The organism is Pseudomonas sp. KB-10 (genome assembly GCF_018221585.1).
GTDB classification, from domain to species: Bacteria; Pseudomonadota; Gammaproteobacteria; order Pseudomonadales; family Pseudomonadaceae; genus Aquipseudomonas; species Aquipseudomonas yangonensis.
In genome coordinates this window covers 286,847-311,415 of record NZ_QYYB01000006.1, presented here as the reverse complement: position 1 = coordinate 311,415, position 24,569 = coordinate 286,847, and the positions used below count along the sequence as shown (strand labels likewise).

The 24,569-nt window shown below is 64.5% G+C and carries 22 protein-coding genes; 12 read left to right on the top strand and 10 right to left on the bottom strand.

Annotated features, from left to right (window positions below; translation table 11 throughout):
* Nucleotides 1-8: 8 nt before the first annotated feature.
* The 3 genes from DXK50_RS18030 to DXK50_RS18020 all read right to left on the bottom strand — a co-directional run bounded on the left by DXK50_RS18030 (nt 9) and on the right by DXK50_RS18020 (nt 3,271).
* Complete coding sequence (locus DXK50_RS18030; protein ID WP_212631270.1) at nt 9-1,616, bottom strand: carboxyl transferase domain-containing protein; 1,608 nt, start codon at nt 1,614-1,616, stop codon at nt 9-11.
* A gap of 75 nt (nt 1,617-1,691) precedes the next feature.
* On the bottom strand, nt 1,692-2,855 hold the full coding sequence (locus DXK50_RS18025; protein ID WP_212631269.1) for an isovaleryl-CoA dehydrogenase: 1,164 nt from the start codon (nt 2,853-2,855) through the stop codon (nt 1,692-1,694).
* A 35-nt stretch (nt 2,856-2,890) separates the two neighbouring features.
* Entirely contained in the window at nt 2,891-3,271 is a 381-nt protein-coding gene (locus DXK50_RS18020) for a MerR family transcriptional regulator (RefSeq protein ID WP_212631268.1), read from the bottom strand.
* An 88-nt stretch (nt 3,272-3,359) separates the two neighbouring features.
* On the opposite strand from DXK50_RS18020, the gene DXK50_RS18015 reads away from it, so the two are divergent.
* The 3 genes from DXK50_RS18015 (at nt 3,360) to DXK50_RS18005 (ending at nt 6,622) form a co-directional block, all read left to right on the top strand.
* Nucleotides 3,360-4,127, top strand: a complete 768-nt coding sequence (locus DXK50_RS18015) for a 3-hydroxyacyl-CoA dehydrogenase (protein WP_212631267.1) — start codon at nt 3,360-3,362, stop codon at nt 4,125-4,127.
* A gap of 81 nt (nt 4,128-4,208) precedes the next feature.
* Nucleotides 4,209-5,399, top strand: coding sequence for an acetyl-CoA C-acyltransferase (locus DXK50_RS18010; protein WP_212631266.1), 1,191 nt, complete (start codon nt 4,209-4,211; stop codon nt 5,397-5,399).
* Between the two features lie 95 nt (nt 5,400-5,494).
* Nucleotides 5,495-6,622: an acyl-CoA dehydrogenase family protein gene (locus DXK50_RS18005; RefSeq protein ID WP_212631265.1), complete on the top strand. Its 1,128-nt coding sequence runs from the start codon at nt 5,495-5,497 to the stop codon at nt 6,620-6,622.
* Between the two features lie 111 nt (nt 6,623-6,733).
* Here DXK50_RS18005 and DXK50_RS18000 read toward each other — a convergent pair whose 3' ends face one another.
* Nucleotides 6,734-8,818, bottom strand: a complete 2,085-nt coding sequence (locus DXK50_RS18000) for a TonB-dependent receptor family protein (protein ID WP_212631264.1) — start codon at nt 8,816-8,818, stop codon at nt 6,734-6,736.
* 194 nt (nt 8,819-9,012) lie between these two features.
* Between DXK50_RS18000 and DXK50_RS17995 the strand changes: the two genes are divergently transcribed.
* From DXK50_RS17995 to gntR, 4 genes are all read left to right on the top strand, one after another.
* Nucleotides 9,013-10,134 carry a gluconokinase, GntK/IdnK-type gene (locus DXK50_RS17995; protein ID WP_212631263.1) on the top strand — a complete coding sequence of 374 codons (1,122 nt, stop codon included), beginning with the start codon at nt 9,013-9,015 and terminating at the stop codon, nt 10,132-10,134.
* A 49-nt stretch (nt 10,135-10,183) separates the two neighbouring features.
* Complete coding sequence (locus DXK50_RS17990; protein WP_161867015.1) at nt 10,184-11,461, top strand: TRAP transporter large permease; 1,278 nt, start codon at nt 10,184-10,186, stop codon at nt 11,459-11,461.
* A 57-nt stretch (nt 11,462-11,518) separates the two neighbouring features.
* On the top strand, nt 11,519-12,532 hold the full coding sequence (locus DXK50_RS17985) for a TRAP transporter substrate-binding protein (RefSeq protein WP_212631262.1): 1,014 nt from the start codon (nt 11,519-11,521) through the stop codon (nt 12,530-12,532).
* Between the two features lie 123 nt (nt 12,533-12,655).
* Nucleotides 12,656-13,675 (top strand): HTH-type transcriptional regulator GntR, encoded by a 1,020-nt coding sequence (gntR, locus tag DXK50_RS17980; protein WP_212631261.1) that lies wholly within the window; start codon nt 12,656-12,658, stop codon nt 13,673-13,675.
* Nucleotides 13,676-13,677: 2 nt separating this feature from the next.
* Here gntR and DXK50_RS17975 read toward each other — a convergent pair whose 3' ends face one another.
* Nucleotides 13,678-14,706, bottom strand: coding sequence for a lipase secretion chaperone (locus tag DXK50_RS17975; RefSeq protein ID WP_212631260.1), 1,029 nt, complete (start codon nt 14,704-14,706; stop codon nt 13,678-13,680).
* A gap of 124 nt (nt 14,707-14,830) precedes the next feature.
* Nucleotides 14,831-15,784, bottom strand: coding sequence for a triacylglycerol lipase (locus DXK50_RS17970; RefSeq protein WP_212631259.1), 954 nt, complete (start codon nt 15,782-15,784; stop codon nt 14,831-14,833).
* A gap of 491 nt (nt 15,785-16,275) precedes the next feature.
* On the opposite strand from DXK50_RS17970, the gene DXK50_RS17965 reads away from it, so the two are divergent.
* Nucleotides 16,276-16,584 (top strand): class I SAM-dependent methyltransferase, encoded by a 309-nt coding sequence (locus DXK50_RS17965; protein WP_212631258.1) that lies wholly within the window; start codon nt 16,276-16,278, stop codon nt 16,582-16,584.
* A 118-nt stretch (nt 16,585-16,702) separates the two neighbouring features.
* Here the strand turns inward: DXK50_RS17965 and greB are convergent, their stop codons facing one another.
* The 3 genes from greB to DXK50_RS17950 are packed head-to-tail and all read right to left on the bottom strand — an operon-like array spanning nt 16,703 to nt 20,442.
* Nucleotides 16,703-17,200: a transcription elongation factor GreB gene (gene greB / locus DXK50_RS17960; RefSeq protein ID WP_024308418.1), complete on the bottom strand. Its 498-nt coding sequence runs from the start codon at nt 17,198-17,200 to the stop codon at nt 16,703-16,705.
* 54 nt (nt 17,201-17,254) lie between these two features.
* The gene (locus DXK50_RS17955) at nt 17,255-19,759 is read right to left on the bottom strand and encodes an ABC transporter permease (RefSeq protein WP_212631257.1); all 2,505 of its coding nucleotides are present in this window, start codon (nt 19,757-19,759) and stop codon (nt 17,255-17,257) included.
* Nucleotides 19,759-20,442 carry an ABC transporter ATP-binding protein gene (locus tag DXK50_RS17950; RefSeq protein ID WP_161867021.1) on the bottom strand — a complete coding sequence of 228 codons (684 nt, stop codon included), beginning with the start codon at nt 20,440-20,442 and terminating at the stop codon, nt 19,759-19,761. Before DXK50_RS17950 ends, DXK50_RS17955 begins: the two co-directional genes overlap by 1 nt.
* An 11-nt stretch (nt 20,443-20,453) precedes the next feature.
* Here DXK50_RS17950 and DXK50_RS17945 point away from each other — a divergent pair, with 11 nt between their 5' ends.
* The 3 genes from DXK50_RS17945 to DXK50_RS17935 all read left to right on the top strand — a co-directional run bounded on the left by DXK50_RS17945 (nt 20,454) and on the right by DXK50_RS17935 (nt 22,461).
* Complete coding sequence (locus DXK50_RS17945) at nt 20,454-21,059, top strand: arylesterase (RefSeq protein WP_161867022.1); 606 nt, start codon at nt 20,454-20,456, stop codon at nt 21,057-21,059.
* 91 nt (nt 21,060-21,150) lie between these two features.
* Entirely contained in the window at nt 21,151-21,432 is a 282-nt protein-coding gene (locus DXK50_RS17940) for a hypothetical protein (RefSeq protein WP_061237999.1), read from the top strand.
* A gap of 72 nt (nt 21,433-21,504) precedes the next feature.
* Nucleotides 21,505-22,461, top strand: a complete 957-nt coding sequence (locus DXK50_RS17935) for a L,D-transpeptidase family protein (protein ID WP_161867023.1) — start codon at nt 21,505-21,507, stop codon at nt 22,459-22,461.
* 149 nt (nt 22,462-22,610) lie between these two features.
* Here DXK50_RS17935 and oprI read toward each other — a convergent pair whose 3' ends face one another.
* Complete coding sequence (gene oprI, locus DXK50_RS17930) at nt 22,611-22,862, bottom strand: outer membrane lipoprotei OprI (protein ID WP_003239826.1); 252 nt, start codon at nt 22,860-22,862, stop codon at nt 22,611-22,613.
* Nucleotides 22,863-23,132: 270 nt separating this feature from the next.
* Between oprI and DXK50_RS17925 the strand changes: the two genes are divergently transcribed.
* Entirely contained in the window at nt 23,133-24,506 is a 1,374-nt protein-coding gene (locus DXK50_RS17925) for a GntP family permease (protein WP_212631256.1), read from the top strand.
* Nucleotides 24,507-24,569 lie beyond the last annotated feature (63 nt).

Here is a 24,569-nt window from a genome sequence, read left to right as displayed (position 1 = left end):
ACAGGTGATCACATACGGAACACCCCGAAACGGGTTGGCTCGATCGGTGCGTTGAGGCTGGCCGACAGGGCCAGGGCCAGCACTTCGCGTGTCTGCGCCGGGTCGATCACGCCGTCGTCCCACAGCCGGGCACTGGAATAGAAAGCGTGCGCCTGCTGCTCGTACTGCTCGACGATGGGCTGCTTGAGGCGTTGTTCCTCGTCGTCGCTGAACGGCTGGCCGGCGCGTGCGGCCTGTTCACGCTTGACTTGCACCAGTACGCCCGCGGCCTGCTGCGCACCCATCACGCCGATGCGCGCGTTGGGCCACATCCACAGAAAGCGTGGATCGTAGGCGCGGCCGCACATGCCGTAGTTACCGGCGCCGAAGCTGCCGCCGATGATCACGGTGAATTTCGGTACCTGGGCGCAGGCCACGGCGGTGACCAGCTTGGCGCCGTGCTTGGCGATGCCGCCTTCTTCGTACTTCTTGCCCACCATGAAACCGGTGATGTTCTGCAAAAACAGCAGCGGAATGCCGCGCTGGCAGGCCAGTTCGACGAAGTGCGCGCCTTTTTGCGCCGACTCGGCGAAGAGGATGCCGTTGTTCGCCAGGATCGCCACCGGGTAACCGTTGATACGGGCGAAGCCGCATACCAGGGTAGTGCCGAACAGCGCCTTGAATTCATCCAGTTGAGAGTCGTCGACGATGCGCGCGATCACCTCGCGCACGTCGAACGGCTGCTTGGCATCGGCCGGGATCACCCCGTACAGCTCCTCGGCCGGGTAGCGCGGGGCGATGGGCGCGCGGCAGTCGAGCTGGCCCAGCTTGCGCCAGTTCAAATTGCTGATGCAGCGCCGTGCCAGGGCCAGGGCATGTTCGTCGTCCTCTGCGTAGTGGTCGGCCACGCCACTGGTCTTGCAGTGCACCTCTGCGCCGCCCAGTTCCTCGGCTGTCACCACTTCGCCGGTGGCAGCCTTCACCAGCGGCGGGCCGGCGAGGAAGATGGTGGCCTGCTCGCGCACCATGATGGTTTCGTCACTCATGGCTGGTACGTATGCGCCACCTGCGGTGCAGGAGCCCATGACCACGGCGATCTGCGGAATGCCCAGTGCGCTCATATTGGCCTGGTTGAAGAAGATGCGCCCGAAGTGCTCGCGATCCGGGAACACCTCGTCCTGACGCGGTAGGTTGGCGCCGCCGGAGTCCACCAGGTAGATGCACGGCAGGCGGTTCTCGCGGGCGATGGCCTGGGCGCGCAGGTGCTTTTTCACGGTCAGCGGGTAGTAGCTGCCGCCTTTTACCGTGGCGTCATTGGCCACGATCATGCATTCGACACCTTCCACGCGACCGATGCCGGCGATCACTCCGGCGGCCGGTACGTCCTCGCCGTACACCTCATGGGCGGCGAGCTGGCCGATCTCGAGAAAGGGCGAGCCAGCATCGAGCAGGCGGTTGATGCGTTTGCGTGGCAGCAGCTTGCCACGCGAGGTGTGGCGCTCCTGCGCCTTGGCGCCACCGCCTTCATGGACGCGGGCGAGCAGGGCGCGCAGCTCGTCCACCTGAGCGAGCATGGCCGCGCTGTTGGCGGCGAACTCCGGTGAGCGGGTGTTGATCTGGGTATGCAGGATGGCCATCGGTGGCGCTCCATTTCGTAGCCCGGATGCAATCCGGGACAGGATTTCCCCGGATTGCATCCGGGCTACGCAGGCTTATTTGGTTTCGTTGAACAGCTCGCGGCCGATCAGCATGCGGCGGATCTCGCTGGTGCCGGCGCCGATCTCGTAGAGCTTGGCGTCGCGCAGCAGGCGCCCGGCCGGGTACTCGTTGGTGTAGCCATTGCCGCCCAGCAGCTGGATGGTGTCCAGGGCCATTCTGGTGGCCATCTCGGCGGTGTAGAGGATCACCGCAGCGGCGTCCTTGCGCGATTCCTCGCCGCGATCACAAGCCTTGGCGACGTTGTACAGGTAGGACTTGGAGGCGTTCATGCCGGCGTACATGTCGGCCAGCTTGCCTTGCACCAGCTGAAATTCGCCGATGGACTGCTTGAACTGCTGGCGCTCGTGCACGTAGGGCAGCACCACGTCCATGCAGGCGCTCATGATCCCGGTGGGACCGCCGGAGAGCACGGTGCGCTCGTAGTCCAGGCCGCTCATCAGCACGCGTACGCCACCGCCCTCGACGCCCAAGATGTTCTCTTCCGGCACTTCGCAGTCCTCGAACAGCAGTTCGCAGGTGTTGGAGCCGCGCATGCCCAGCTTGTCCAGCTTCTGATGGCGGGAGAAGCCCTTAAAGTCGCGCTCGACGATAAAGGCGGTCATGCCGCGCGAGCCGGCGTTGAGGTCGGTCTTGGCGTAGATCACGTAGGTGTGGGCGTCCGGGCCGTTGGTGATCCACATCTTGTTGCCGTTGAGCACGTAGCGGTCGCCGCGCTTCTCGGCGCGCAGCTTCATCGACACCACGTCGGAGCCGGCATTGGGCTCGCTCATGGCCAGGGCGCCAATGTGCTCGCCGGAGCACAGCTTGGGCAGGTATTTCTGCTTCTGCGCCTCGCTGCCGTTCTTGTGGATCTGGTTGACGCACAGATTCGAATGCGCGCCGTAGGACAGGCCCACCGATGCCGAGGCACGGCTGATTTCCTCCATGGCCAGCACATGCGCCAGGTAGCCCATGTCGGTGCCGCCGTACTCTTCCTTGACCGTCATGCCGAGCAGGCCCATGTCGCCAAACTTGCGCCACATGTCCATGGGGAATTCGTTGTCGCGGTCGATCTGCGCGGCGCGCGGTGCCAGCTCGTTCTGGGCAAACTGGTGCACCGAGTCGCGCAGCATGTCGAGGGTTTCGCCGAGGCCGAAGTTGAGGGTGGGATAGCTCATGGGGGCACCTTGCAATTGTTCTTATCGTGGGGCGATTAGGCGGTCGTTTCAGCCAGGGCCGCCAGGCAGCGTTCCTCGGCGGTATCCAGTTCCAGCTGCATCTGCTGGATATCCAGCAGCTGTTGTTCAAGCTGCTGGCGGCGTTCGGTGATCTTGGCGAGAAAGGTATTGAGCTGCTTGTGATTGCCGCTGCTGGGATCGTAGAGGTCGATCAGCTCCTTGCATTCGGCCAGGGAGAAGCCGATGCGCTTGCCGCGCAGGATGAGCTTCAGGGTCACCAGGTCCTTGGGCTGATAGATGCGCTCCTGGCCACGGCGCTCGGGGGCGAGCATGCCCTGTTCCTCGTAGAAGCGGATGGCGCGCGGGGTGACATCCAGTTCACGGGCCAGGTCGGAGATGGAGTAGGTGGTTGCCATGAGTGATCGCTCGTTTACCTTTACGTTAACGTAAACATGTGCAAATCTGGCTGTCAATCTCACCGCACAACAATCACAGAGGTTGAGCATGCGTATCGACGAATCCGTATCCCTGATCAGCGGTGGCGCCTCGGGCCTGGGGTTGGCTAGTGCCCGTGAACTGGTCGGACAAGGCGGCAAGGTTGTGCTGCTGGATATCAACGAGCAGGCGGGTCAGCAGGCCATTGCCGAACTGGGCGATGCCGCGCGCTTCGTGCGCGCCGATATCACTCGCGAAGAGGATGGCCAGGCAGCCGTGGCGCTGGCGTTGGAGGCCTTCGGTTCCCTGCACGGGCTGGTCAATTGCGCCGGTGTCGCGCCGGCCGAGAAAGTGTTGGGTCGCAACGGCGCACATGGCCTGGACAGTTTCCGCCGCACCGTCGAGATCAACCTGATCGGCAGCTTCAACCTGCTGCGCCTGGCCGCCGAGGCCATGGCGCGGAACACGCCGAATGCCGAAGGTGAACGCGGGGTCATCATCAACACCGCCTCGGTGGCGGCGTTCGACGGGCAGATGGGGCAGGTGGCCTATGCAGCTTCCAAGGGCGGGGTTGCAGCGCTGACATTGCCGGCGGCGCGCGATCTGGCGCGCTCGTGTATCCGCGTGATGTGCGTCGCGCCTGGCGTGTTCGAGACGCCGATGATGGCCGGCATGCCGCAGGAGGTGCGCGACTCGCTGGCGGCCAATGTGCCGTTCCCGCCGCGCCTGGGGCGACCCGACGAGTACGCTGCCTTGGTGCGACATATCGTCGAGAACAGCATGCTCAATGGCGAGGTGATTCGCCTCGATGGCGCGCTGCGTATGGCTGCGAAGTAACGGATAGGTAGCCCGGATGTAATCCGGGGCCCCACATATTTCCCGGATTGCATCCGGGCTACGAAATTGAAGGTGAAATTCATGAATCACCAATTCGACCCCGTCGTCATCGTCAGCGCAGTGCGCACGCCTATGGGCGGCTTTCTCGGCGATCTCGCCGGCCTTACCGCTGCAGAACTGGGCGCTGCGGCCATTCGCTCGAGCCTGGAGCGTGCCGGTCTTGCCGCCGAGGCGGTGGATACGGTGCTGATGGGCTGTGTGCTGCAGGCTGGCCAGGGGCAGGCCCCGGCGCGTCAGGCTGCGCTGGGCGCGGGCCTTAGCCAGGCAGCGCAGTGCACCACGCTGAACAAGATGTGCGGCTCGGGCATGCAGGCGCTGATGCTCGGCCATGACCAGTTGCTCGCCGGTAGCGCCGATGTGCTGGTGGCCGGCGGCATGGAGAGCATGTCCAACGCGCCGTACCTGCTGGCACGTGCGCGCGGCGGATATCGCATGGGCCATGGTCAGGTGCTCGACCATATGTTCCTCGACGGCCTGGAGGACGCCTACGAGCGTGGCCGGCTGATGGGCACTTTCGCCGAGGACTGCGCGCAGCAGTATCGCTTCAGCCGCGAGGAGCAGGACGCCTACGCACTGGAGTCGCTGCGCCGCGCCCAGCAGGCGATCGAGCAGGGAAGTTTCGCCAGTGAGATCGTCGCCGTGGAAGCGCCACAGGGGCGTGAGCGGCGCCTGGTGGATACCGACGAGCAGCCGCCCAAGGCCCGTCCGGACAAGATTCCCGGCCTGAAACCAGCGTTTCGCGAGGGTGGCACGGTGACGGCGGCCAATGCCAGTTCCATTTCCGATGGCGCTGCCGCGCTATTGCTGATGCGTTTGTCCGAGGCACAGGAGCGCGGTCTGAAACCGCTGGCGCGCATCGTCGGTCATGCCGGCCACGCGCAGGCGCCGAACCTGTTCACCACCGCGCCGGTGGCAGCGATACAGCGTTTGCTGGCGCGCGCCGAGTGGTCCTTGGAAACGGTCGATCTGTTCGAGATCAACGAGGCGTTCGCCGTGGTACCGATGGTGGCCATGCGCGAACTGGGCATCGCTCACGACAGGCTCAACGTGCACGGTGGCGCCTGCGCCCTGGGGCATCCCATCGGCGCGTCCGGTGCGCGCATTCTGGTGACCCTGCTGGCGGCGTTGCAACAGCGCGGGCTCAAGCGTGGTGTGGCCTCCGTGTGCATCGGCGGCGGCGAAGCTACTGCCGTGGCCATCGAGTTGTACTGACTATCTACGCACCTGACCTGTGGGAGGGGCTTCAGCCGCGACTGTCGCCGCTGAAGCGCCTCCCACAGAGATTAACCCGTTTACCGGAGCCAGCCATGCTGCCCACTGAAGAAGAAATCCTTATCCGCGACATGGCTCGCCAGTTCGCTCAGGAGCGGTTGAAACCCTTTGCCGCCGACTGGGATCGCGAGCATCGTTTCCCGGCCGAGGCCATCGCCGAGATGGGCCAGCTGGGCTTTATGGGCATGCTGGTGCCCGAGGCGTGGGGTGGCGCCGATACCGGTCATCTGGCTTACGCCATGGCTCTGGAGGAGATCGCCGCTGGCGATGGCGCCTGTTCCACCATCATGAGCGTGCACAACTCGGTGGGCTGCATGCCGATTCTGAAATACGGTAGCGAAGAGCAGAAACAGCGCTTTCTCCGCCCATTGGCCAGTGGCGAGATGCTCGGTGCCTTCGCCCTGACCGAGCCGCAGGCCGGTTCCGACGCCAGCGACCTGCGCACCCGCGCGCGGCGTGACGGCGAGCATTACGTGCTCGATGGCGCCAAGCAGTTCATCACCTCTGGCAGCCACGCCGGCATGGTGATCGTCTTTGCCGTCACAGACCCGCAGGCAGGCAAGAAGGGCATTAGCGCCTTTATCGTGCCCACCGATACGCCCGGTTTCTCGGTGGTGCGGGTGGAGGACAAGCTCGGCCAGCATGCCTCCGACACGTGCCAGATTCAGCTCGATGCGCTGCGCATCCCGGCCAACCTGCGCCTGGGCGAGGAGGGCGAGGGCTATCGCATCGCCCTGGCCAACCTCGAAGGCGGGCGCATCGGTATCGCCGCGCAATCCGTAGGCATGGCGCGCGCCGCGTTCGAGGCGGCGCGTGATTACGCCCACGAGCGGGTGACCTTCGGCAAGCCGATCATCGAACATCAGGCGGTGGCGTTTCGTCTGGCCGACATGGCCACGCAGATCGCCGTGGCGCGGCAGATGGTGCACCACGCCGCCAGTCTGCGAGAGGCAGGCCAGCCGTGCCTGACCGAGGCCTCGATGGCCAAGCTGTTCGCCTCGGAGATGGCCGAGCGGGTGTGCTCGGCGGCGATCCAGACACTGGGTGGCTACGGCTATCTCAAGGACTTTCCGGTCGAGCGCATCTACCGCGACGTGCGCGTATGCCAGATCTACGAAGGCACCAGTGATGTGCAACGGATGGTGATCGCGCGGAGCTTGTGATGCTGTGGTTGTAGAAGGTATCGCGGTTGTTCTTGTAGGAGCGGATTTATCCGCGATCAGCGCTGCACGCATCGCGAATAAATTCGCTCCTACAGCTTGGCTGGCGCTGCCTCAATCGAACTGATACTGCACGCCCGCGCCGACGTACCAGGCGCGTTCAGGGCCAGGTTCGTAATAGCGGCCGTTGCCATCGCCCACGATCACCGAGCCGACATATTCACGGTCCAGCAGGTTGTCGATCCGCAGTACCTGGTTGACGGTCATTGCACCGACTTTCTGCTCGAAGCGTGCCTGCCAGTTGAACAGGGCATAGCTGGGGGCCGCCTTGGCGGTGTTGCTGTCCTCGACATACAGCTTGCTGCGATACAGGCCTTCGATTGCAGTGCTGAAGCCCTCCACGGGCTTCCAGGCCAGTTCGCCATATAAGGTATCGTTGGGGATGCCGGGCAGATGCTTGCCGCTATTGATCACCTCGCCGCGGCTGCTGAAGTCCTTGCTGAAGGTGGCGTCGATGTGGGTGTAGGCGAGGCTGCTGCGCAGGGTATCGCTCAGCTGGCTTTCCAGGGCCAGCTCGACGCCGCGGCGGCGGGTTTGCGCAGCATTCTGGAAGCGTGAACGACCGCCACTGGCCGATTCGACCACCAGCTCGTCGTCGGTATCGATCTGGAATAGAGCCAGTTGCAGATTGGTCGCATCGGCCAGGCGCGCCTTGAGACCCACTTCGATCTGCTCGCTGGTGGCCGGTTTCAGGTCGAAGCCGAAGCTGTTGTCAGGGCCTGAATAGGACAGCTCGTTGAGCGTCGGTGTCTCCAGGCCCTTGCCCCAACTGGCGTAGACGTTCAGGTCGGGCAACAGCGCATAGCTGGCACCCAGGGTCGGCGTCAGCTCGCGGTAGGTCACCGAGCCACTGTCGTCGCCGTTGCTCAGGAAGCGGTCATCCACTTCGAACGCTACCTCGCTATGGCGCAGCCCGGCCTGCAGCTTCAGCTTGCCCAGTTGCCAGGCTGCCTGGACATAAGGCGACAGGCTGGTGACCTCGTTACGTTCGTCGCGGCGCATGCGGCCTTTGACTCCGAGGGTATCGCCTACGAAGTTCTCGTAGCCCTGACGATCATCGCGCGAATGGTCGTAGTCCAGGCCGGTGGTGAAAGTCAGCAGGCTGCTGCCGAGGCCGAACGACTGGATCCAGCGATTGCCGATGCCGTGGAAGCGGCGCTCGAAGTCGATCACGCCGCCGGATTGAGATGCCGGCGCTTGTACGGCGACCGGGATCGACTGGAACTGGATCACCCGTCTTGTGCCGCTGTAGACCGTGCTTTGCCAGGTACCAGCAGCGAAGCTGCGTTCGTAGTTGAGGGCGAACTGGCGGTGATCCACGGTCTTGCGCGTGTCGAACTGCAGCGCGCTGGGCGCAGCGGCGCGGCGGTCGCTCTGCACCTGCTGCCAGGTCAGGCCCTGTGGGTCCTGGGTGTCGTTCTGATCCAGTTCGCTGAAACTCAGGCTGAGCTTGCTGAGGTCGTCCGGGTACAGGGTCAGTTTGGCGAAGGTCTTGTCGAGGATGGCGCCGCTGTGGTCGCGGTAGCCGTCGGTCTCGAAGTGCGAGCGGCTGACGATGAAGCTCCCCTTGTCGTTTCCGCCTTCGACCGCGACGCGGGTACGGCTGCTGCCGTAAGCGGCCTGGGATGTATCGAGCGAGACTTTGGGCGGGCCTTCGCCGTCGCGCGAGAATAGCTGGATCACGCCGCCGGAGTTGCTGCCGTAGACGCTGGCGAAGGGGCCGCGCAGGACTTCGATGCGATCCAGGGTGTCGAGGTCAAAGGTCGCGGCCTGGCCCTGGCCGTCGGGGTTGGACAGCGGCACGCCATCGGCCAGCAGCTTGATGCCCCGGATGCCGAAGGCCGAGCGGGCACCGAAGCCGCGTGAGGAAATCTGCAGGTCCTGCGCATAGTTCTGGCGGTTCTGCACCACCAGGCCCGGCACGCTGCCGAGCGCCTCGGACAGGTTGACGCCCGGCTTGCCCAGCCTGGCCTGCTCGGCGTCGACGCGGTTGACCGAGAAGGGCAGTCGCCAGCCACTGGCCTGGTAGCGGCTGCCGGTAACCACCAGCGGCTCGGCCTGGTACGTGGCGTTCTCGGCCTGTGCGGCCAGTGGCAGGAACAGCGTGGGCAGCCAGACGCAGTGTCTCAGCCGGTGCATAAGCGAAATGTCTCCCTCGTGGCAGGAACGCGATCTTGACCGTGTCACGCGCATTGGGACCAGTACCGGGTGCTGATCATCAGGAGAAATGCTCTACCAAATGTTGCCGGGGTAGGCTTGTCGAACGTTTTGGATAGCGCTAACATCCGCCTCAAACAATGAGCGGCCCACCTCGATGGCGCCCTGGAGTTCCCATGCAACAGCAGCCTTCCGCATTGCCTGCCCGTACCACGCTCGTGGTCATGGGGGTCAGTGGTTCCGGCAAGAGCGAGATCAGTCAGGCGGTTGCAGCTGCCCTGGGCTGGCGCCATATCGAAGCCGATCATTTCCATCCTGCCGAAAACGTCGAGCGCATGCGTGCGGGTATCCCGCTGAGCGACGAGGATCGTCGCCACTGGCTCGATGCGTTGTGCGAGCAGATGCTGGCAGCGCAGGCCGCCGGCGAGTGCTTCGTGCTGGCCTGTTCGGCGCTCAAGCGTGCCTACCGTGAACGCCTGCGCCAGGCGATTCCCGGCCTGCAGTTCGTTCACCTGAATATCGACCACGCCACTGCGGTGCAGCGTGTCGGTGCCCGGCCCGGACATTTCATGCCGATCTCCCTGGTCGATAGCCAGTTCGCCACTCTCGAAAGCCCGGCGGGTGAGCCGCATGTACGCGTCGTGAACGCGCAGCAGCCCCGGCAAGCTGTGGTGGCCGAAATCCAGGCCTGGGTGCGCCGCGATGCCACGGAGGCGGTTTCCAGCGAAGCTCAGGATGTTCTCGATAGCGAAATTGATAGCGCTAACCAAGCGGCCCAGCTGGGTGCCGAGCCAATCTACGAGGGCCGCATCGCGCGGCTGTTCGATCGTCTGACCGACGGCCTGATGGCGGTTCTGATGGCGTTCATGGTGGTGGCCGTGTTCGCCAACGTGGTGCTGCGTTACGTATTTGGCACCGGCTGGCCGGGCGCCGAGGAGCTATCGCGGCTGGCCTTCGTCTGGCTGGTGTTCGTCGGCGTGGCCTCCGGCATGCGCCGCGGCGAGCTGATGACCTTCCGCATGATTCGCGATCGCTTCCCGTTGCTGGCGCAACGTCTGGTGGATTCGCTGAGTTGGGTGCTGGTTGCCGGCGCCAGCCTGCTCTCGGCCTGGGGCGCCTGGAATCAGGTGCAGTTCGGCTGGGGCAACGTCAGTACGGTGGTCGGATACCCCGTGGTGCTGGCCATGCTGCCGGTGCTGGCGAGCATGCTGGTGCTGGCGATTCTGGCGGTGGTGCAGTTGGTCAACCTCTGGCGGCGCACGCCGCAGGTAACGCTGACCCAGGCTCACGTCGAATGATGCTGCCCCAATTCCAACAAGACGGGCACTGCCCACCGAGGACCTGCCGATGACTGTCGCGGTATTTCTTTCCTCCCTGCTGGGGTTCATGGCCTTTGGCATGCCCATCGCCTTCGCCCTGATCCTCACGGCGGCCGTGCTGATGTGGTACCTGGATTTCTGGGACGTGCAGCTGCTGGCGCAGAACCTGCTCGCCGGGGCCGACAGCTTCCCGCTGCTGGCGGTGCCTTTCTTCATCCTGGCCGGTGAGTTGATGAACGCCGGCGGTATTTCCCGACGCATCATCGCCATGGCTCAGGCCTATTTCGGCCACCTGCGTGGTGGTCTGGGCTACGTTGCCATCGCTGCCGCCGTGCTGTTGGCCAGCATGTCCGGCTCGGCCCTGGCCGATACCGCGGCGCTGGCCACCTTGCTGCTGCCGATGATGCGCCAGCGCGGTTACCCGCTGCATTCCTCGGCTGGCCTGGTGGCCGCAGGTGGCATCATCGCGCCGATCATCCCGCCGTCGATGCCTTTCGTGATCTACGGCGTAGTCACCAACACTTCCATCAGTCAGCTGTTCATGGCCGGCCTGGTACCGGGGCTGATCATGGGCGCGGGGCTGATCATTGCCTGGACCCTGATCGCCCGTGGCTTCACCGAGCCGACGCCACCCAAGGCCAGTGCCGCCGAGCGGCGCCGGGTACTGATCGACGGTGCGGCGGCGCTGATGCTGCCGGTGATCATCGTCGGCGGCCTGCGCTTCGGCATCTTCACGCCCACCGAGGCAGCCGTGGTCGCAGCGGTCTATGCGCTGGCGGTGTCCACCTTGCTCTATCGCGAGCTGAGCTGGAGCGACCTGATGGAAACCCTGACCCGCGCCAGTCGCACCACGGCGTCGGTGATGTTTCTCTGCGCCGCTGCCACGGTATCGGCGTACATGATCACCCTGGCGCAGCTGCCGGATGAGATCGGCGCCATGCTCGGGCCGCTGGCCGAGCATCCGCGGCTGCTGGTGCTGGCGATCATGCTGCTGATGATCGCAGTGGGCATGGTGCTGGACCTGACCCCGACCATCCTGATTCTGGCGCCGGTGCTGGCGCCCATCGCGATCAAGGCCGGCGTCGATCCGGTGTACTTCGGCGTGATGTTCGTGCTGATCGGCTCCATCGGACTGATCACCCCGCCAGTCGGCACGGTGCTCAACGTCGTCGGCGGTATCGGCAAGTTGCGCATGGAGGTGCTGGTGCGCGGTGTCATGCCGTTCTTCCTGATCTATCTGGCCATCGTCGTCGCGCTGGTGGCTTTCCCGGCCATCGTTACCGTGCCGCTGGCCTGGTTGCGCTGAGTTGACCCACCGGCGCCTGCGCGCCGGCAACATTCACAACAATAAGAGGTAGACCCAATGAAACGTCCGCTGCTCGCCATCCTCACCGCTGCCATGCTGTGCAGCCCGCTCGCCAGTATCACCGCTCACGCCGATGACGTGCGCTCGCGCATGATCCGCTTCGGTTACGGCCTCAACGAGAACAGCAACCAGGGCCGCGCGGCCAAGCTGTTCGCCGAGGAAGTGGCCAAGGCCTCAGACGGCAAACTCAAGGTGCGTACCTTCGGCGCCGCCAGCCTGGGTTCCGATGACCAGATGCAGAGCGCGCTGATCGGTGGCGCGCAGGAAATGATGGTCGGCTCCACCGCGACGCTAGTGGGCATCACCAAGGAAATGGCGGTGTGGGACACGCCGTTCCTGTTCAGCAGCGCCGAGCAGGCCGATGCCGTACTGGACGGCCCGGTCGGTCGCCAGGTGATGGACAAGCTGGAGGAGAAGGGCCTGGTCGGCCTGGTGTACTGGGAGAACGGTTTCCGCAACCTGACCAACAACACCCGGCCGATCAGCAAGCTGGAGGACTTCTCCGGGGTCAAGCTGCGCGTGATGCCCAACCCGGTGTTCCTCGAAACCTTCAAGCTGATGGGCGCCAACGCCGTGCCGCTGCCGTTCTCCGAGCTGTTCACGGCGCTGGAGACCAAGGCGGTCGATGGCCAGGAAAACCCGTTCAACACCATCCTTTCCTCGAAGTTCTACGAAGTGCAGAAGTACCTGACCGTGACCAACCATGTGTACAGCCCATGGATCGTCACCGTGTCCAAGCGCTGGTGGGACGGCCTGTCGCAGACCGAGCAGAACATTCTCATGGAGGCCGCGAAGAAGGCGCGTGACTTCGAGCGCCAGGACACCCGCGAGGAGGCCGCTCGCGCCCTGGCCGAGCTGAAGGACAAGGGCATGCAGATCAACGAAGTGGACCCCGCCGAAGTGCAGCGCATGCGCGAGCAGGCTGCGCCGGCGATCCAGAAGGTCGTCGATACGGTCGGCCAGCAGCTGTTCGATCAGGTGCGGGCCGAAGCCGAAAAGGCCGCCCTTTAAGTTTCGCGGGACACGCAGGCGGTAACGCTCCTTGCATGGTGGCGTTACCCCGGGCGGCGTGTCCCGCGCTTTATTCGCCAGCGGGGCTGGTAGAATCGCCCGCTGTCAAACAATGGAGGCGCTATGACTCAACGCCGTCGCCGGTCTGCCGAACGCGTCACTCTGTCCGATGTGGCCAAGGCCGCAGGCTGTTCGCTGATGTCCGCTTCGCGTGCGCTGTCGCAGCCGGGACGGGTCTCCGATGCGCTGCGCGAGCAGGTGATGCGCGCTGCGCAGGCACTTGGCTACGTGCCCAACCCGGCGGCGCGGGCATTGGCCAGTTCGCGTTCCAATCTGGTGGCGGTGGTGATTCCTTCACTGTCGAACTCGGTGTTCGTCGATACCGTCGAAGCCATCCAGCGTGTGCTGATGCCGGCCGGTTTCGAGATGATGATCGGCGTCAGTCATTATCGGGTCGAGGAAGACGAGCGCCTGCTGCGTTCCTACCTGGCGCACCAGCCGGCGGGCCTGCTGGTCACGGGGTTCGAGCGTAGCGACGCGGCGCGGGAAATCCTCGGTGCCAGCACCTGCCCGCTGGTAACCCTGATGGAACTGAGCGAAGAACCTGAGGACTACTGCGTCGGCTTCTCGCAGATCGAGGCCGGGGCCGCCATGACCCGAGCCCTGGTGCAGCGCGGCTATCGCCATATCGCCTTCGCCGCGGCGCAGCTCGACCCGCGTACCTTGCAGCGCGCCGAGGGTTATCGCCAGGTGATGCAGTACCTCAATCGCCATGATCCGGCGCTGGAACTGCTCACGCCGCAGCTGTCGTCCATCGGCCTGGGGGCCGAGTTGCTCGATCGTCTGCTGGCGCAGCAGCCGCAGATCGATGCGGTGTTCTTCAACAACGACGACCTGGCCATGGGTGCTCTGTTTCGCGCCCGTCAGTTGGGGCTGGAAGTGCCGGGGCGGCTGGCCATCGCCGGCTTCAACGACCTGCCGGCAGCGGCCTGGATGCATCCGGCGCTGAGCACGGTACGCACTACCCGCGGCCGCATCGGCGAATTGGCAGCGAACATGCTGCTGGCGCTGATGCGCGGTGAAACCCCCGAGCAGCACTGCATCGACGTCGGCTTCGAACTGGTGATGCGCGACAGCACGTGACGCTACGGCTTCTTGCTGGCGGTCGCCACTTGCTCGGCGGCATCCAGGCGCAGGCGCTCGCGCTCATCGAAACGCTCGGTAGCCAGTGCCTCGATCGCCGCACGCTTGTCGCTGCTGCTGAGCCCCTCGCTCGCCTGAATCTTCGCCTTGGCGGCGAGGTAGTCCTCCAGGCGCTTCTGCCACTGTTCCCGCTGGCCATCCAGCGCCTCCAGGCGCGTGGTGGCTTCGGCACCGACCAGTTGCTGGCGCATCTGGCGGATCTGCGCCGCGCTGGCGCCTTCGGCCTGCAGCCGTGCCGTGTTGTGCCGCAGTTCCTGTTGCAGTTGTGGCAGGACCATGTCCTGCATTTCCTCCGGCAGGGATGCGCGCAGGCGGTCGACGGCGACGCCTTTTTCTTCGGCGCTCATACGGGCGTCGTGCTGAATGGCCAGGCGCTCCAGCGTGAAGCGGTTGTAGCCTTCCTCGCGGGCGAAAAAGGCCTGGTGCGTCTCGCTGTCGAATAGCCGGGCGCGCAGTGCCTGCACCGCGCTCTCGCGCTGGCGCATGGCATCCAGATTGGCCATCTGAGGCAGGTCGCGCTCCAGCAGGATCAGTTCACGCTTGTAGCTCAGGTACTGCTCCAGCAGCGTCCGGGCACGGACCCGCGCCGGCTCCTGAAGCTGGCTGTCGATGTAACTGCGCAGCCGCGACACGCTGGCATCCAGACTTTCTTCGCCGATGCTGGCGAGGAAGTAATCGAAGATTCGCCGAATATCCTCGCTGACGATCAGATTGCCGACAGCATCGACGCGAAAGCTGCCATCGACTTCGGTGCCGACGAAGGAGCCGGGCAGGGCAAGCTTGCCAGCCTGCTTCTGCGAGGCCTCGCTGGTCGGCGTGATGGTCTGGGCGATCGGTGCCGGCTCGGGCTGCATGAGCGTAGCGGCGACAGAGGCATTGAGGTGGGTGGGGCGATGTCCGGGTTGCAGGTAAAGCATCGACGCCAGGCCGACGGCGATCAGTAGAGGCAGGGCGAACAGGGCTTTCTTCACGGCAGCTTCCAGTAATGCGTCGGATCGGGTTGCCCCGATCCGAACAGGGACTCAGCGCTGACGCCGGCCAGCGCGCGGTGCGCAGCGAGATGCCGGCGTAGCGAGGCGCAGATACGCGTGGCGCTTATAGCCCGGCGTTCTTCAGGCGGTTGGCGTGCTGACGGTAGACGGTCACCGGATCGGTCTCGAACAGGCTGGTCAGCCCCAGGGTCTGGTTGACCTCGTCGAGGTGGTTCATCCGGTAGTTGTCGCGGATCACCTGGCCCATGCGCGAACTGCAGCGGCCGACCAGGCCGTCGTTGGCCTCGGAGCCGAAGGTCAGCGAGGAGGCCCCCATCAGCAGGTCGCTGGGGTCGAGCACGTTGGTCAGCGGGCTGGTGCCGCTCCAGGAGTAATAGCGCACGCCGTTCACGCTGTAGGCCCCTTCGCCACAGGCGCTGGTGGGGATGCCCTGTGGGAACTTGGCATTGAAGCGCGCGGCGCCTTCGCTGTTGAGCGATTCCAGCGAACCCAGGGCGTTCTGCGGGGTGGTGCTGGAACTGCCGGAGAGGAAGTTGATCAGCGTACCCAGGCCGTTGACGATGCCCGCCAGCAGCGGTGTGGCGACCGGGCCCGCCGGGCCGTTGCTGATGCCCTTGAGGAAGTCGGCAGCGGCCGAGCCCTTGTGCGGTGCGCCGACGCTGGTGACCGAGGCGACCAGGTCCGGCCGCACGGCGGCAACGTAGCGCGTGGTGGGGCCGCCGTGGCTGTGGCCGATCAGATTGACCTTGCCCTTGCCGCTAATGGCGACGATGTCCTCGATCTGCTGCAGCAACTGCTCGCCGCGCGCTTCGGAGGTATCGAGCTGACTGACCTCGGTGACGTAGACGCTGGCACCGTCGCGGCGCAGCGCGGCCGGAATGCCATACCAGTAATCGACGCCGAGGATGCTGTCGAAGCCGAGCATGCCGTGGCCGAGGACGATGGGGTACTTGGTCTGGGTGTAGCCGGAGGAGGCGAACCAGGCAGCCTGGGTCTGGCCGCTGGCGAGCAGGCCGGCACCGAGGCAGAGGGCGAGCAGGGTTTTATTGTTCTTCATGGGCGCTCTCGATGGTTTTTGGGAAGCTCCCTGCGAGAAAATCGCGCCCATCCCGTGGCACGTACGGCCCTGGGACGATGGCAGGAAACATGCCATTGACTCTGGTTTGCGGGTAACGCCTCTAACTCGGCACTTTGATTGATATTGGGACGATCATGTATCGATTTGGCAGGGTTTTATCTGTTACGTGTCGAAACACCAGAGCCCGCAGGATGGCCTGCCCGAGGCCCACATCAGCGCAGCTGGTGATGAGGCGATTGGCCCTGGCGCGCAGTGGACTGGTCGTTACCCAATCAAAGGTTGGGGTGCTGCCCGGGCGCGCCTTGACAGTTTGCCGTGGGCTTCTCTAGGATGCGCCCTGCGCCGATTTAAACAGCTACTTGCGGGGCGCCACAGGGTGTTGTCATCAGCGCCTGAAATTCCGCTAAAGCGCTGGTTCGGTGTCGCCTCCCACCGCTGCCCAGCGGGATTCTCGAGGCGGAGACTCGACCATGATCTGTCCCCAACCGCATATTCGCCTGGCGCCCATCACTTCGGGCCTGCTGTTGCGCAATCCGCGCGTACTGCTTGGCGGCAGCCACCAGCCCACCTTGCTGCGTTATCTCGAAGGCTGGCCCAAACGCTGGGCCGGATCGCGTGCCTTTCGCATCCAGTTCGTGCAGAACGGCGAGTCCCTGAGTCGTTTCGCGCGCGACAGCTTCGACCTGGCCGTAATCCAGGCTCCGAGCGCCGAGGATCTGGCGCAAACCGTAGATGAGCTGGTGCGTGTGGCGCGCCAGGGGCTGATTACCCGGCGCTGATCCTTACCCTTCGTGTAGGAGCGAGCTCTGCTCGCGAACATTGGCGCTCATGAAGCTTCGCGAGCAGAGCTCGCTCCTACAGGGTGGGAGGCTCGTGAACCGGGCCCGCTCCTGGAGTCTAGGGATATTCGATCTCGACGATATAGCAGGTCTTTTCACCACTGGGGCTGTGCACCCGAACCTCCGCATCCAGCTCCTTGCCGACCAGAGCGCGGGCCAGTGGCGAATCGATGCTGATCAGCCCCTGCTTCAGATCCAGCTCATCCGGGCCGACGATGCGGTAGCGCGACTGTTCGCCATCCTCGTCCTCGATGGTGACCCAGGCGCCAAAGTACACCTTGTTCGGATCGGACGGTTTTTCGCTGACGACCTTGAGCTTTTCCAGGCGCTTGGTGAGAAAGCGCACGCGGCTGTCGATTTCGCGCAGCATCTTCTTGCCGTAGGTGTACTCGGCGTTTTCCGAGCGGTCGCCCTGGGCTGCCGCTTCGCTCACCGACTGTGTCACCTGGGGCCTGCGCACATGCCACAGCTCGTGGAGCTCGGCGCGCAGGCGCGCCTCGCCTTCAGGCGTGATCAGGGGAGTGCCGGCGGGGCGAGGGGGACGATAGCGGCTCATGGTGTCTCGGATGTGAGAGGGGGCGCCAAGTCTAGCAAACCCCTCTTCAGGTTCTCAGCCTTCGCGCAGCACGCTCAAGGGGCTGGCATTTAATGCGCGGCGGGTGCCCAGCACGCCGGCCAGGCCGATCAGCAGCGCGCCAATCAGCGGCAGCAGCAGGAGCCACGGATGAGGCTGCCAGCTCATGTCGAAGGCATAGCGATAGAGCAGGAAACTCACCAGCTCACAGCCCAATGCAGCGAGCAGGCCGGCGGCCGCGCCGAGCAGGCCGAACTCGGCACGGCGGGCGCTGATCAGCAACTTGCGCTCGGCGCCCAAGGCGCGCAGCAGCGCGCCCTGGCGAATGCGCTCGTCCAGCGTTGCCTGCAGCCCTGCCAGCAGCACGGTGATGCCGGCGGCGAGCACGAACAGCAGTACGTATTCGATGGCCAGGGTGACCTGGGCGAGGATGCTGCGCAGCTGCGCCAGCAGCGCGTCGACCTGCAACAGGGTGACGCTGGGGAAGGCGCGGCTGAGCTTGATCAGCTCTGCATCCTGGCCGGGCGGCAGGTAGAAGCTGGTCAGGTAGGTGGCGGGCAAATCCTGCAGGGTCTGTGGCTCGAAGATCATGTAGAAGTTGGGCTGGAAGCTGTCCCAGTCCACCTGGCGCAGGCTGGTCACCTGCGCTTCGCGTTCGATGCCGCCGACGTTGAAGCGCAGGCGATCGCCCAGTTGCAGTTGCAGGCTTTCGGCCAGCTCGGCCTCCACGGACACGCCAGGCAGCTCGCCAGCCGGCGCAGCACCCCACCAACTGCCGGCGGTGATCAGGTTGTCGGACGGCAGATCCTCGGCCCAGGTCAGGCTCAGGTCGCGCTGGATGGCGCGCTCGCCGCGGCTTTCCTTGGTCACCAACTGGCGCACCGGCTCATCGTTGATCATGATCAGCCGGCCCGGCACCACCGGATACAGTGGCGCAGGATGAGGCGAGAGTTCGGCCAGGCGGGCGGCGAAGGCATCACGCTCGGCCGGCAGCACGTTGAGGGCGAAGTGATTGGGCGCATCGTCCGGCAACTGGTCCTGCCAGGTGTCGAGCAGCTCGCCGCGCAGCAGGGCGATCAGCGCCATGGCCAACAGGATCAGGCCGAACGCCAGCGATTGACCGGCCGCCGCCAGTGGATGGCGCAGCAGTTGGCCCAGCCCCAGGCGCCAGGGCAGGGCGGCGCGCTGCAGCAGGCGGCGCAGGCTCTGCAGACCAATCAGGAGTAAACCGCCTAGCACCAGCGCCGCCAGCAGGCCGCCGCCGAGCAGCGCCAGCGTCAGTTTCAAATCCAGACTCAGGCGCCACATGATCAGACCCAGCGCAACCAGCGCCGCGCCATACACCAGCCAGGAGCTGGCCGGCACCGGCAGCATGTCGCGACGCAGCACACGCAGCGGCGGCACGCGGCCGAGAGCTGCCAGCGGCGGCAGGGCAAAGCCGGCCAGCGCCACCAGGCCGGTGGCCATCCCGGCCAGAGCAGGCCACAGATCGGCGGGCGGCAGATCATCGGGGATCAGGCCGCGCAACAGATGGAACAGCACGTGCTGGCCGGCCCAGCCGAGCAGCGCGCCGAGCACGCTGGCGAGCAGCCCGAGCAGGGCCAGTTGCAGGCCGAATAGGGCCAGCGCTTCGCGTCGTGACAAACCGAGGCAGCGCAGCAGGGCGCTGGCGTCAAAGCGCCGTGCGGCGAAGCGTGCCGCCGACAGTGCCACCGCCACGCCAGCGAGCAGCACCGCCGCCAGGCTGGCCAGATTCAGGTAACGCTCGGCACGGCCAAGTGCGCCACCGACCTGTCGATTACCGTCGCGGGCATCCTCCAGCCGCTGATTGGGTTCCAGGCCGCCTTCGACGGCCTGACGGTAGGCCGCCAACGCGTCGGCATCGCCGCGCCAGAGTTCGCGGAAGCGTACACGGCTGCCAGGTTGCACCACCTCGGTCGCAGCCAGGTCGTCCAGATGCATCAACACCCTGGGCGTCAGGCTGTAGAAATCGCCAGCGGTGTCCGGGTCGTAGGTCAGCACACGGCTCAGGCGCAGGGTCTTGGCGCCTATCTCCAGCTCATCGCCGATCTTCAGGTTCAGCGCCACCATCAGGCGCGCTTCGGCCCAGACGTCCCCCGGCCGAGGCCCTGGCCCCACCTCTTCGCGGGCATAGGGTTCGGCTGCACTTCTCAGTTCACCGCGCAGCGGATAAAGGCTATTGGCGGCCTTGACGCTGGCCAGCTGAATACCATCCTGTGCCGCAACGACGCTGGAGAACTCCACGGCCTGGGCGTGATCGAGGCCCAGCTTGAGTCCCGCATCGATCTGTTCCTGACTGGCTGGCGTGCTGCCGCTCAGGCGCAGGTCGGCGGCGAGGAATTCGCTGGCGCGCAGCAGCATGGCGTCGTTCAGACGCGCGCTGAAGTAGCCGATGGCGCTGCTGGCCGCCACCGCCACCAGCAAGGCGAAGAACAGCACGCGCAACTCGCCGGCGCGGGCGTCGCGCAGTAGTTGGCGGGCTGCGAGCGAAAACAGGCGGGCGAAGGGCACGCGTTTCATCAGGGCTCCACGCGGTCGATCAGATGTCCGGCTTCCAGGCGGATCAGACGCTGGCAGCGGTGCGCCAGGCGCTCGTCATGGGTGACCAGCACCAGGGTGGTGCCACGCTCCTGGTTGAGCTGAAACAGCAGGTCACTGATGCGCTCGCCGGTATGGCTGTCGAGGTTGCCGGTGGGTTCGTCGGCGAACAGCACGTCCGGCTCGGCGGCGAAGGCGCGGGCGATGGCTACGCGCTGTTGCTCGCCACCGGAGAGTTGGCGTGGGTAGTGCGTCAGGCGCTGGCCGAGGCCGACGCGTTCGAGCAATGCGCGCGCACGTTGACGGGCATCGGCATGACCTTCCAGCTCCAGCGGCAGCATCACGTTCTCCAGCGCATTGAGGCTGTCGAGCAACTGAAACGACTGGAAGACGAAGCCGACATGCTCGGCACGCAGACGCGCCCGCTGGTCTTCATCGAGTTCGCTGAGGTTGTTGCCGGCCAGCAGCACGGCGCCGGCGCTGGGCAGGTCGAGGCCGGCGAGCAAGCCGAGCAGGGTGGATTTGCCGGAGCCCGAGCTGCCGACGATGGCCAGGCTGTCGCCTTTGCTCAGTTCCAGGTCGAGATCGTGAAGAATAGTCAGCTCGCCTTCCGCGCTCTCGACCACTTTGCTAAGGTTCCGCGCAGCGAGAATGCTCGAAGTCATGGAGATTCCAAATGCGTGCATGGTGGCTCAGTGGTGCCTTGGCCCTGATGTTCTGGGCTCAGGGAGCGGTTGCAGGCACCCTGCTTGTGGTCGGCGATAGTATCAGCGCCGCTTTTGGCCTGGATAGCCGCCAGGGATGGGTCGCAATGCTGCAAGAACGCCTTCGCGAGGAGGGTTTCGAGCACTCGGTGGTCAATGCCTCGATCAGCGGTGATACCAGCGCAGGCGGCGCCGCGCGGCTCTCTGCGCTGCTCGCCGAGCACAAGCCGGAGCTGGTGATCATCGAGCTGGGCGGCAACGATGGCCTGCGCGGCCAGCCTCCAGCGCAATTGCAACAGAATCTTGCGTCCATGGTCGAGAGGTCACAGCAGGCAGGGGCCAAGGTGCTCATTCTGGGCATGCGCCTGCCCCCTAACTATGGTCAGCGTTACACCACAGCCTTCGCCCAGGTGTTCGCCGATGTTGCTGAGGCGAAAAAGGTGCCGCTGGTGCCATTCTTCCTCGAGGGCGTCGGTGGCGTGCCGGGGATGATGCAGGCCGATGGCATTCATCCGACCCAGGCGGCGCAGGCGGTGCTGCTGGAGAATGTCTGGCCGACGCTCAAACCCATGCTGTGAACACCGCTTTGCTGCGGGAAAACTGCACAGGCAGAGGCTTTTCCGTCTCAAGCCTTTCGGCTAATGTGGCCGACCTGTCACGGAGCCCCAGATGCCGCGTCCCGCCTGGTCCCTTTATGCCTATCAACTGATCGAGCCGGATGAGCAGCTGGACCTGTTCGCCTGTCGCGAGGTGCGCGTGCATCTGGTGGCTCGTCAGTTGCGCCTGGGTGGGCATGCCGATCGCACATTGTGTGGCGGTTTGTTACCAGCGCAGCCGCGTTGGCGAGCGCTGGAAAAGGTCTGGCTGCGCGATCGCCGACTCTGCCCGGCCTGCCTGGCTACCTTCGAGGCGCAGCGTCAGGGTCTTTGCTCTAACTGGGCGGATGGCTGACGTCTGCCAGGCTTTCGAACGGCGGTGTACAATCGCCGTAATATCACTCAACTCTTCTCAAGGGATTCCCGGATGTTGTCGCGCTTTTCTGCGGTCAACCGCTGCCTGACTCTGGTCGCACTATGCTGCAGTGCCGCGGTGCAGGCGCTCGAATTTCCACTGCCGCCACCAGGCGAGGACGTGGTGGGCCAGGTACAGGTGATCAGGGCCAAGTACGAGGACACCTTCGCCGATCTGGGAACGGCGAACGATCTCGGTTATCTGGAAATGGTCGCGGCCAACCCGGGCGTCGACCCCTGGCTGCCTGGCGAGGGCACCGAGGTCATCCTGCCGACGCGTTATGTGCTGCCCCCTGGCCCGCGTGAGGGCATCGTGATCAACCTGGCCGAGTATCGTCTGTACTACTTCCCGAAAGGGCAGAACGTTGTGCATACCTTCCCATTGGGCATCGGCCGCGAAGGCTGGGGTTCGCCGCTGGGTGTCGGCCGAGTCACGGTGAAGACGCCGAACCCGGCCTGGTATCCGCCCAAGTCGATCCGTGAAGAGCACGCTGCCGACGGCGACATCCTGCCCACGGTGGTGCCGCCCGGCCCGGACAACCCGTTGGGCCCGTACAAGATGACGCTGTCGTTTCCCGGGTACCTGATTCATGGCTCGAACAAGAAGTTCGGTATCGGCATGCGCGTCAGTCACGGCTGTTTCCGCATGCTCAACCACAACGTGCTCGAGCTCGCGGACATGGTGCCGGTCGGTACTCCGGTTCGTATCATCAATGAGCCATACAAATTCGGCGTCAGCGGCGGCAAGATCTACCTGGAGGCGCACGCGCCGCTGGATGACGAGGGCGATCCGTCCGTTGTCGACAAACATACGGCGGTGATCAATGCACTGCTCAAGCGTGACGAACTCAGCGGCCTGCGTCTCGACTGGGAAATGGTGCGCGAAGTGGTAGCTTCAGAAGACGGGATGCCAGTGCCCATCGCCACGCAAACCGAGAGCGTGGTAGCCACTAGCGACAATCCGTTCTGACCTTAAAACCATGAACAAGCCCGCCCGCGTTCGCGCCGGCGGGCTTTTTATTGCCTGACGGCCTGGCGCGACATGTTCAGCGTCTGGTGCAGGCAAGAAAAAAGCCGCACCAGTTGCCTGGGGCGGCTTTCGAAAAAACGAGTCGCAAATTACTTGCGGCTGGCTTTTTCCAGCATGCGCAGAGCGCGCTCATTGGCTTCGTCAGCGGTCTGCTGAGCCTTCTGAGCAGCAGCCAGAGCTTCATCAGCCTTGCGGTAGGCTTCGTCGGCACGGGCTTGAGCGCGAGCAGCTGCGTCTTCGGTAGCAGTCAGGCGAGCTTCGGTTTCTTTGGACATGCTGCTGCAACCGGTAGCCAGAACTGCGGCCAGAGCCAGAGCAGAGAATTTCAGAACGTTGTTCATCGTGTTCCCCTTAAGGTGGAGTTTTCCATAAAAAGCAATTCCCCAACTGCGGGAAATTAGCCGGCGTACATACTACCTATTACTTTTAGTAAGTAAACGGAGCCAAGGCAAGAGTTGGAAATTTTTTTCTTCGGGCGGAGCGCTGCAGCGTACGGCATACGGGGGCTGGCTAAAAAACAGTCAGTTACGCAATCCAAACAGTGTGCGGGTTGTACGAACTGTTATAACTGTCCCCAGTTGGAACTAAAACAATAAAGAGGGGGAATGCGGATGCTTGGGAATTTGGGGCTCTTGCTGGGCTTGGCGCTACTTATCTACATGGCGCTGCGTGGGGTGAACATTTTTATCGCGGCGTTGCTGTGCTCGATTCTGGTGGCGCTCAGCAATGGCGTCGCCGTACCTCGGGCGTTGCTCGAACACTTTCCATTCGGCCCGTTGGGCGCATTCACCTTCGCCGGCAAGTTCTTCGTGCTGTTTCTCTGCGGCGCGATCTTCGGCAAGGTCATGGCGGCGAGTCAGGCGGCCGGCAGTATCGCTCAGGCCATTACCCGCGGCCTGGGGACACAACGCACGCTGTGGGTGGCGATGCTGGTGTGTGCCGTGCTGACCTACGGTGGCGTGGTGGTCTTCGTGGTGATCTTCACCATGTATCCGCTGGGTATCACGCTGATGCGCGAAGCGAATCTGCCCAAGCGCCTGTTCTGTGCTGCCACGGCGCTCGGCGCCGGCACCTTCACCATGACGGCGTTGCCCGGGTCGCCATCGATTCACAACGTGATCGCTGCCAGTGCGCTGGGCACTGACCTGTTCGCTGGCGCCTGGATCGGGCTGTTCGCTTCACTGGTAATGATCGTTCTGGGGATGGCTTACCTGCAGCGGGAATGGCGTCTGGCGCGTGAGCGAGGTGAAGGCTTCGAGCCCAACGCGCAGGATGAGCGCATGCAGCAGCTGGCCGGCGCGCCAGGTAGTGGGCCGCACTGGGGGCTGGCGCTGGTGCCGATCATCGTGGTGCTGGGGATCATTTTGCTGCCGCGCCTGTTCGCCCTGTCTGGTGCGGTCGTGCCGGGTGAAGGTGCGTTGGGCGGGCTGCTGGCCTTCAGTCAGGCGCAGCCGATTCTCTGGCCCAGCTTGGCACTGGTAATCGCCACCTGCGTCGCTGTGCTGATGTTTCAAAGCCTGCGCCGCAATACCCTGGGTTTGCTGGGGCAGGGAGCGGATGATGCGATCATGCCGCTCTTGAACACGGCGGCAGTGATCGGTTTTGGCGGCGTCGTAACTCAGACTGCGGGTTTTGCCCAATTCGCCCAATGGATACTGGCGGTGGAACTGCCGCCGCTGCTGTCGGTGTTCGCCTCGGTCAGCGTGGTTTCGGGGATCGTCGGTTCGTCTTCCGGTGGTTTGCAGATCTTCATGCAGACCCTGGCGCCGCGGTACCTAGAGATGGGAGTGGAGCCCGAGGTGCTGCACCGTATCGCCAACATCACCGCCGGGGGGCTGGATTCTTTGCCGCATTGCGGCGCTGTGATCGCGATGCTGATGATCATGGGCTTGACGCACAAGCAGGCATACCAGGACATCTTCGTCATTACGGTGCTGATCCCGGTGATTGCAGCCTTGCTCTGCATCGCGCTGTTGAGCCTCTGATTGCTCATGGCTGGGCGGTTCTGCGCCTGATAAGCTTGGCCGATCTCACCTGCAGAAGCAGGA

Excerpts from the sequence above, each read along its gene's own strand:
- DXK50_RS17970 (WP_212631259.1), bottom strand. The coding sequence starts at position 15,784 with ATGAAGAACAATAAAACCCTGCTCGCCCTCTGCCTCGGTGCCGGCCTG.
- DXK50_RS17950 (WP_161867021.1), bottom strand. The coding sequence starts at position 20,442 with ATGACTTCGAGCATTCTCGCTGCGCGGAACCTTAGCAAAGTGGTCGAG.
- DXK50_RS17990 (WP_161867015.1), top strand. The coding sequence starts at position 10,184 with ATGACTGTCGCGGTATTTCTTTCCTCCCTGCTGGGGTTCATGGCCTTT.
- DXK50_RS18000 (WP_212631264.1), bottom strand. The coding sequence starts at position 8,818 with ATGCACCGGCTGAGACACTGCGTCTGGCTGCCCACGCTGTTCCTGCCA.
- DXK50_RS18025 (WP_212631269.1), bottom strand. The coding sequence starts at position 2,855 with ATGAGCTATCCCACCCTCAACTTCGGCCTCGGCGAAACCCTCGACATG.
- DXK50_RS17955 (WP_212631257.1), bottom strand. The coding sequence starts at position 19,759 with ATGAAACGCGTGCCCTTCGCCCGCCTGTTTTCGCTCGCAGCCCGCCAA.
- DXK50_RS17985 (WP_212631262.1), top strand. The coding sequence starts at position 11,519 with ATGAAACGTCCGCTGCTCGCCATCCTCACCGCTGCCATGCTGTGCAGC.
- DXK50_RS18015 (WP_212631267.1), top strand. The coding sequence starts at position 3,360 with ATGCGTATCGACGAATCCGTATCCCTGATCAGCGGTGGCGCCTCGGGC.
- gntR (WP_212631261.1), top strand. The coding sequence starts at position 12,656 with ATGACTCAACGCCGTCGCCGGTCTGCCGAACGCGTCACTCTGTCCGAT.
- DXK50_RS17945 (WP_161867022.1), top strand. The coding sequence starts at position 20,454 with ATGCGTGCATGGTGGCTCAGTGGTGCCTTGGCCCTGATGTTCTGGGCT.
- DXK50_RS17935 (WP_161867023.1), top strand. The coding sequence starts at position 21,505 with ATGTTGTCGCGCTTTTCTGCGGTCAACCGCTGCCTGACTCTGGTCGCA.
- DXK50_RS17940 (WP_061237999.1), top strand. The coding sequence starts at position 21,151 with ATGCCGCGTCCCGCCTGGTCCCTTTATGCCTATCAACTGATCGAGCCG.
- DXK50_RS18020 (WP_212631268.1), bottom strand. The coding sequence starts at position 3,271 with ATGGCAACCACCTACTCCATCTCCGACCTGGCCCGTGAACTGGATGTC.
- greB (WP_024308418.1), bottom strand. The coding sequence starts at position 17,200 with ATGAGCCGCTATCGTCCCCCTCGCCCCGCCGGCACTCCCCTGATCACG.
- oprI (WP_003239826.1), bottom strand. The coding sequence starts at position 22,862 with ATGAACAACGTTCTGAAATTCTCTGCTCTGGCTCTGGCCGCAGTTCTG.
- DXK50_RS18005 (WP_212631265.1), top strand. The coding sequence starts at position 5,495 with ATGCTGCCCACTGAAGAAGAAATCCTTATCCGCGACATGGCTCGCCAG.
- DXK50_RS18030 (WP_212631270.1), bottom strand. The coding sequence starts at position 1,616 with ATGGCCATCCTGCATACCCAGATCAACACCCGCTCACCGGAGTTCGCC.
- DXK50_RS17925 (WP_212631256.1), top strand. The coding sequence starts at position 23,133 with ATGCTTGGGAATTTGGGGCTCTTGCTGGGCTTGGCGCTACTTATCTAC.
- DXK50_RS17995 (WP_212631263.1), top strand. The coding sequence starts at position 9,013 with ATGCAACAGCAGCCTTCCGCATTGCCTGCCCGTACCACGCTCGTGGTC.
- DXK50_RS18010 (WP_212631266.1), top strand. The coding sequence starts at position 4,209 with ATGAATCACCAATTCGACCCCGTCGTCATCGTCAGCGCAGTGCGCACG.
- DXK50_RS17965 (WP_212631258.1), top strand. The coding sequence starts at position 16,276 with ATGATCTGTCCCCAACCGCATATTCGCCTGGCGCCCATCACTTCGGGC.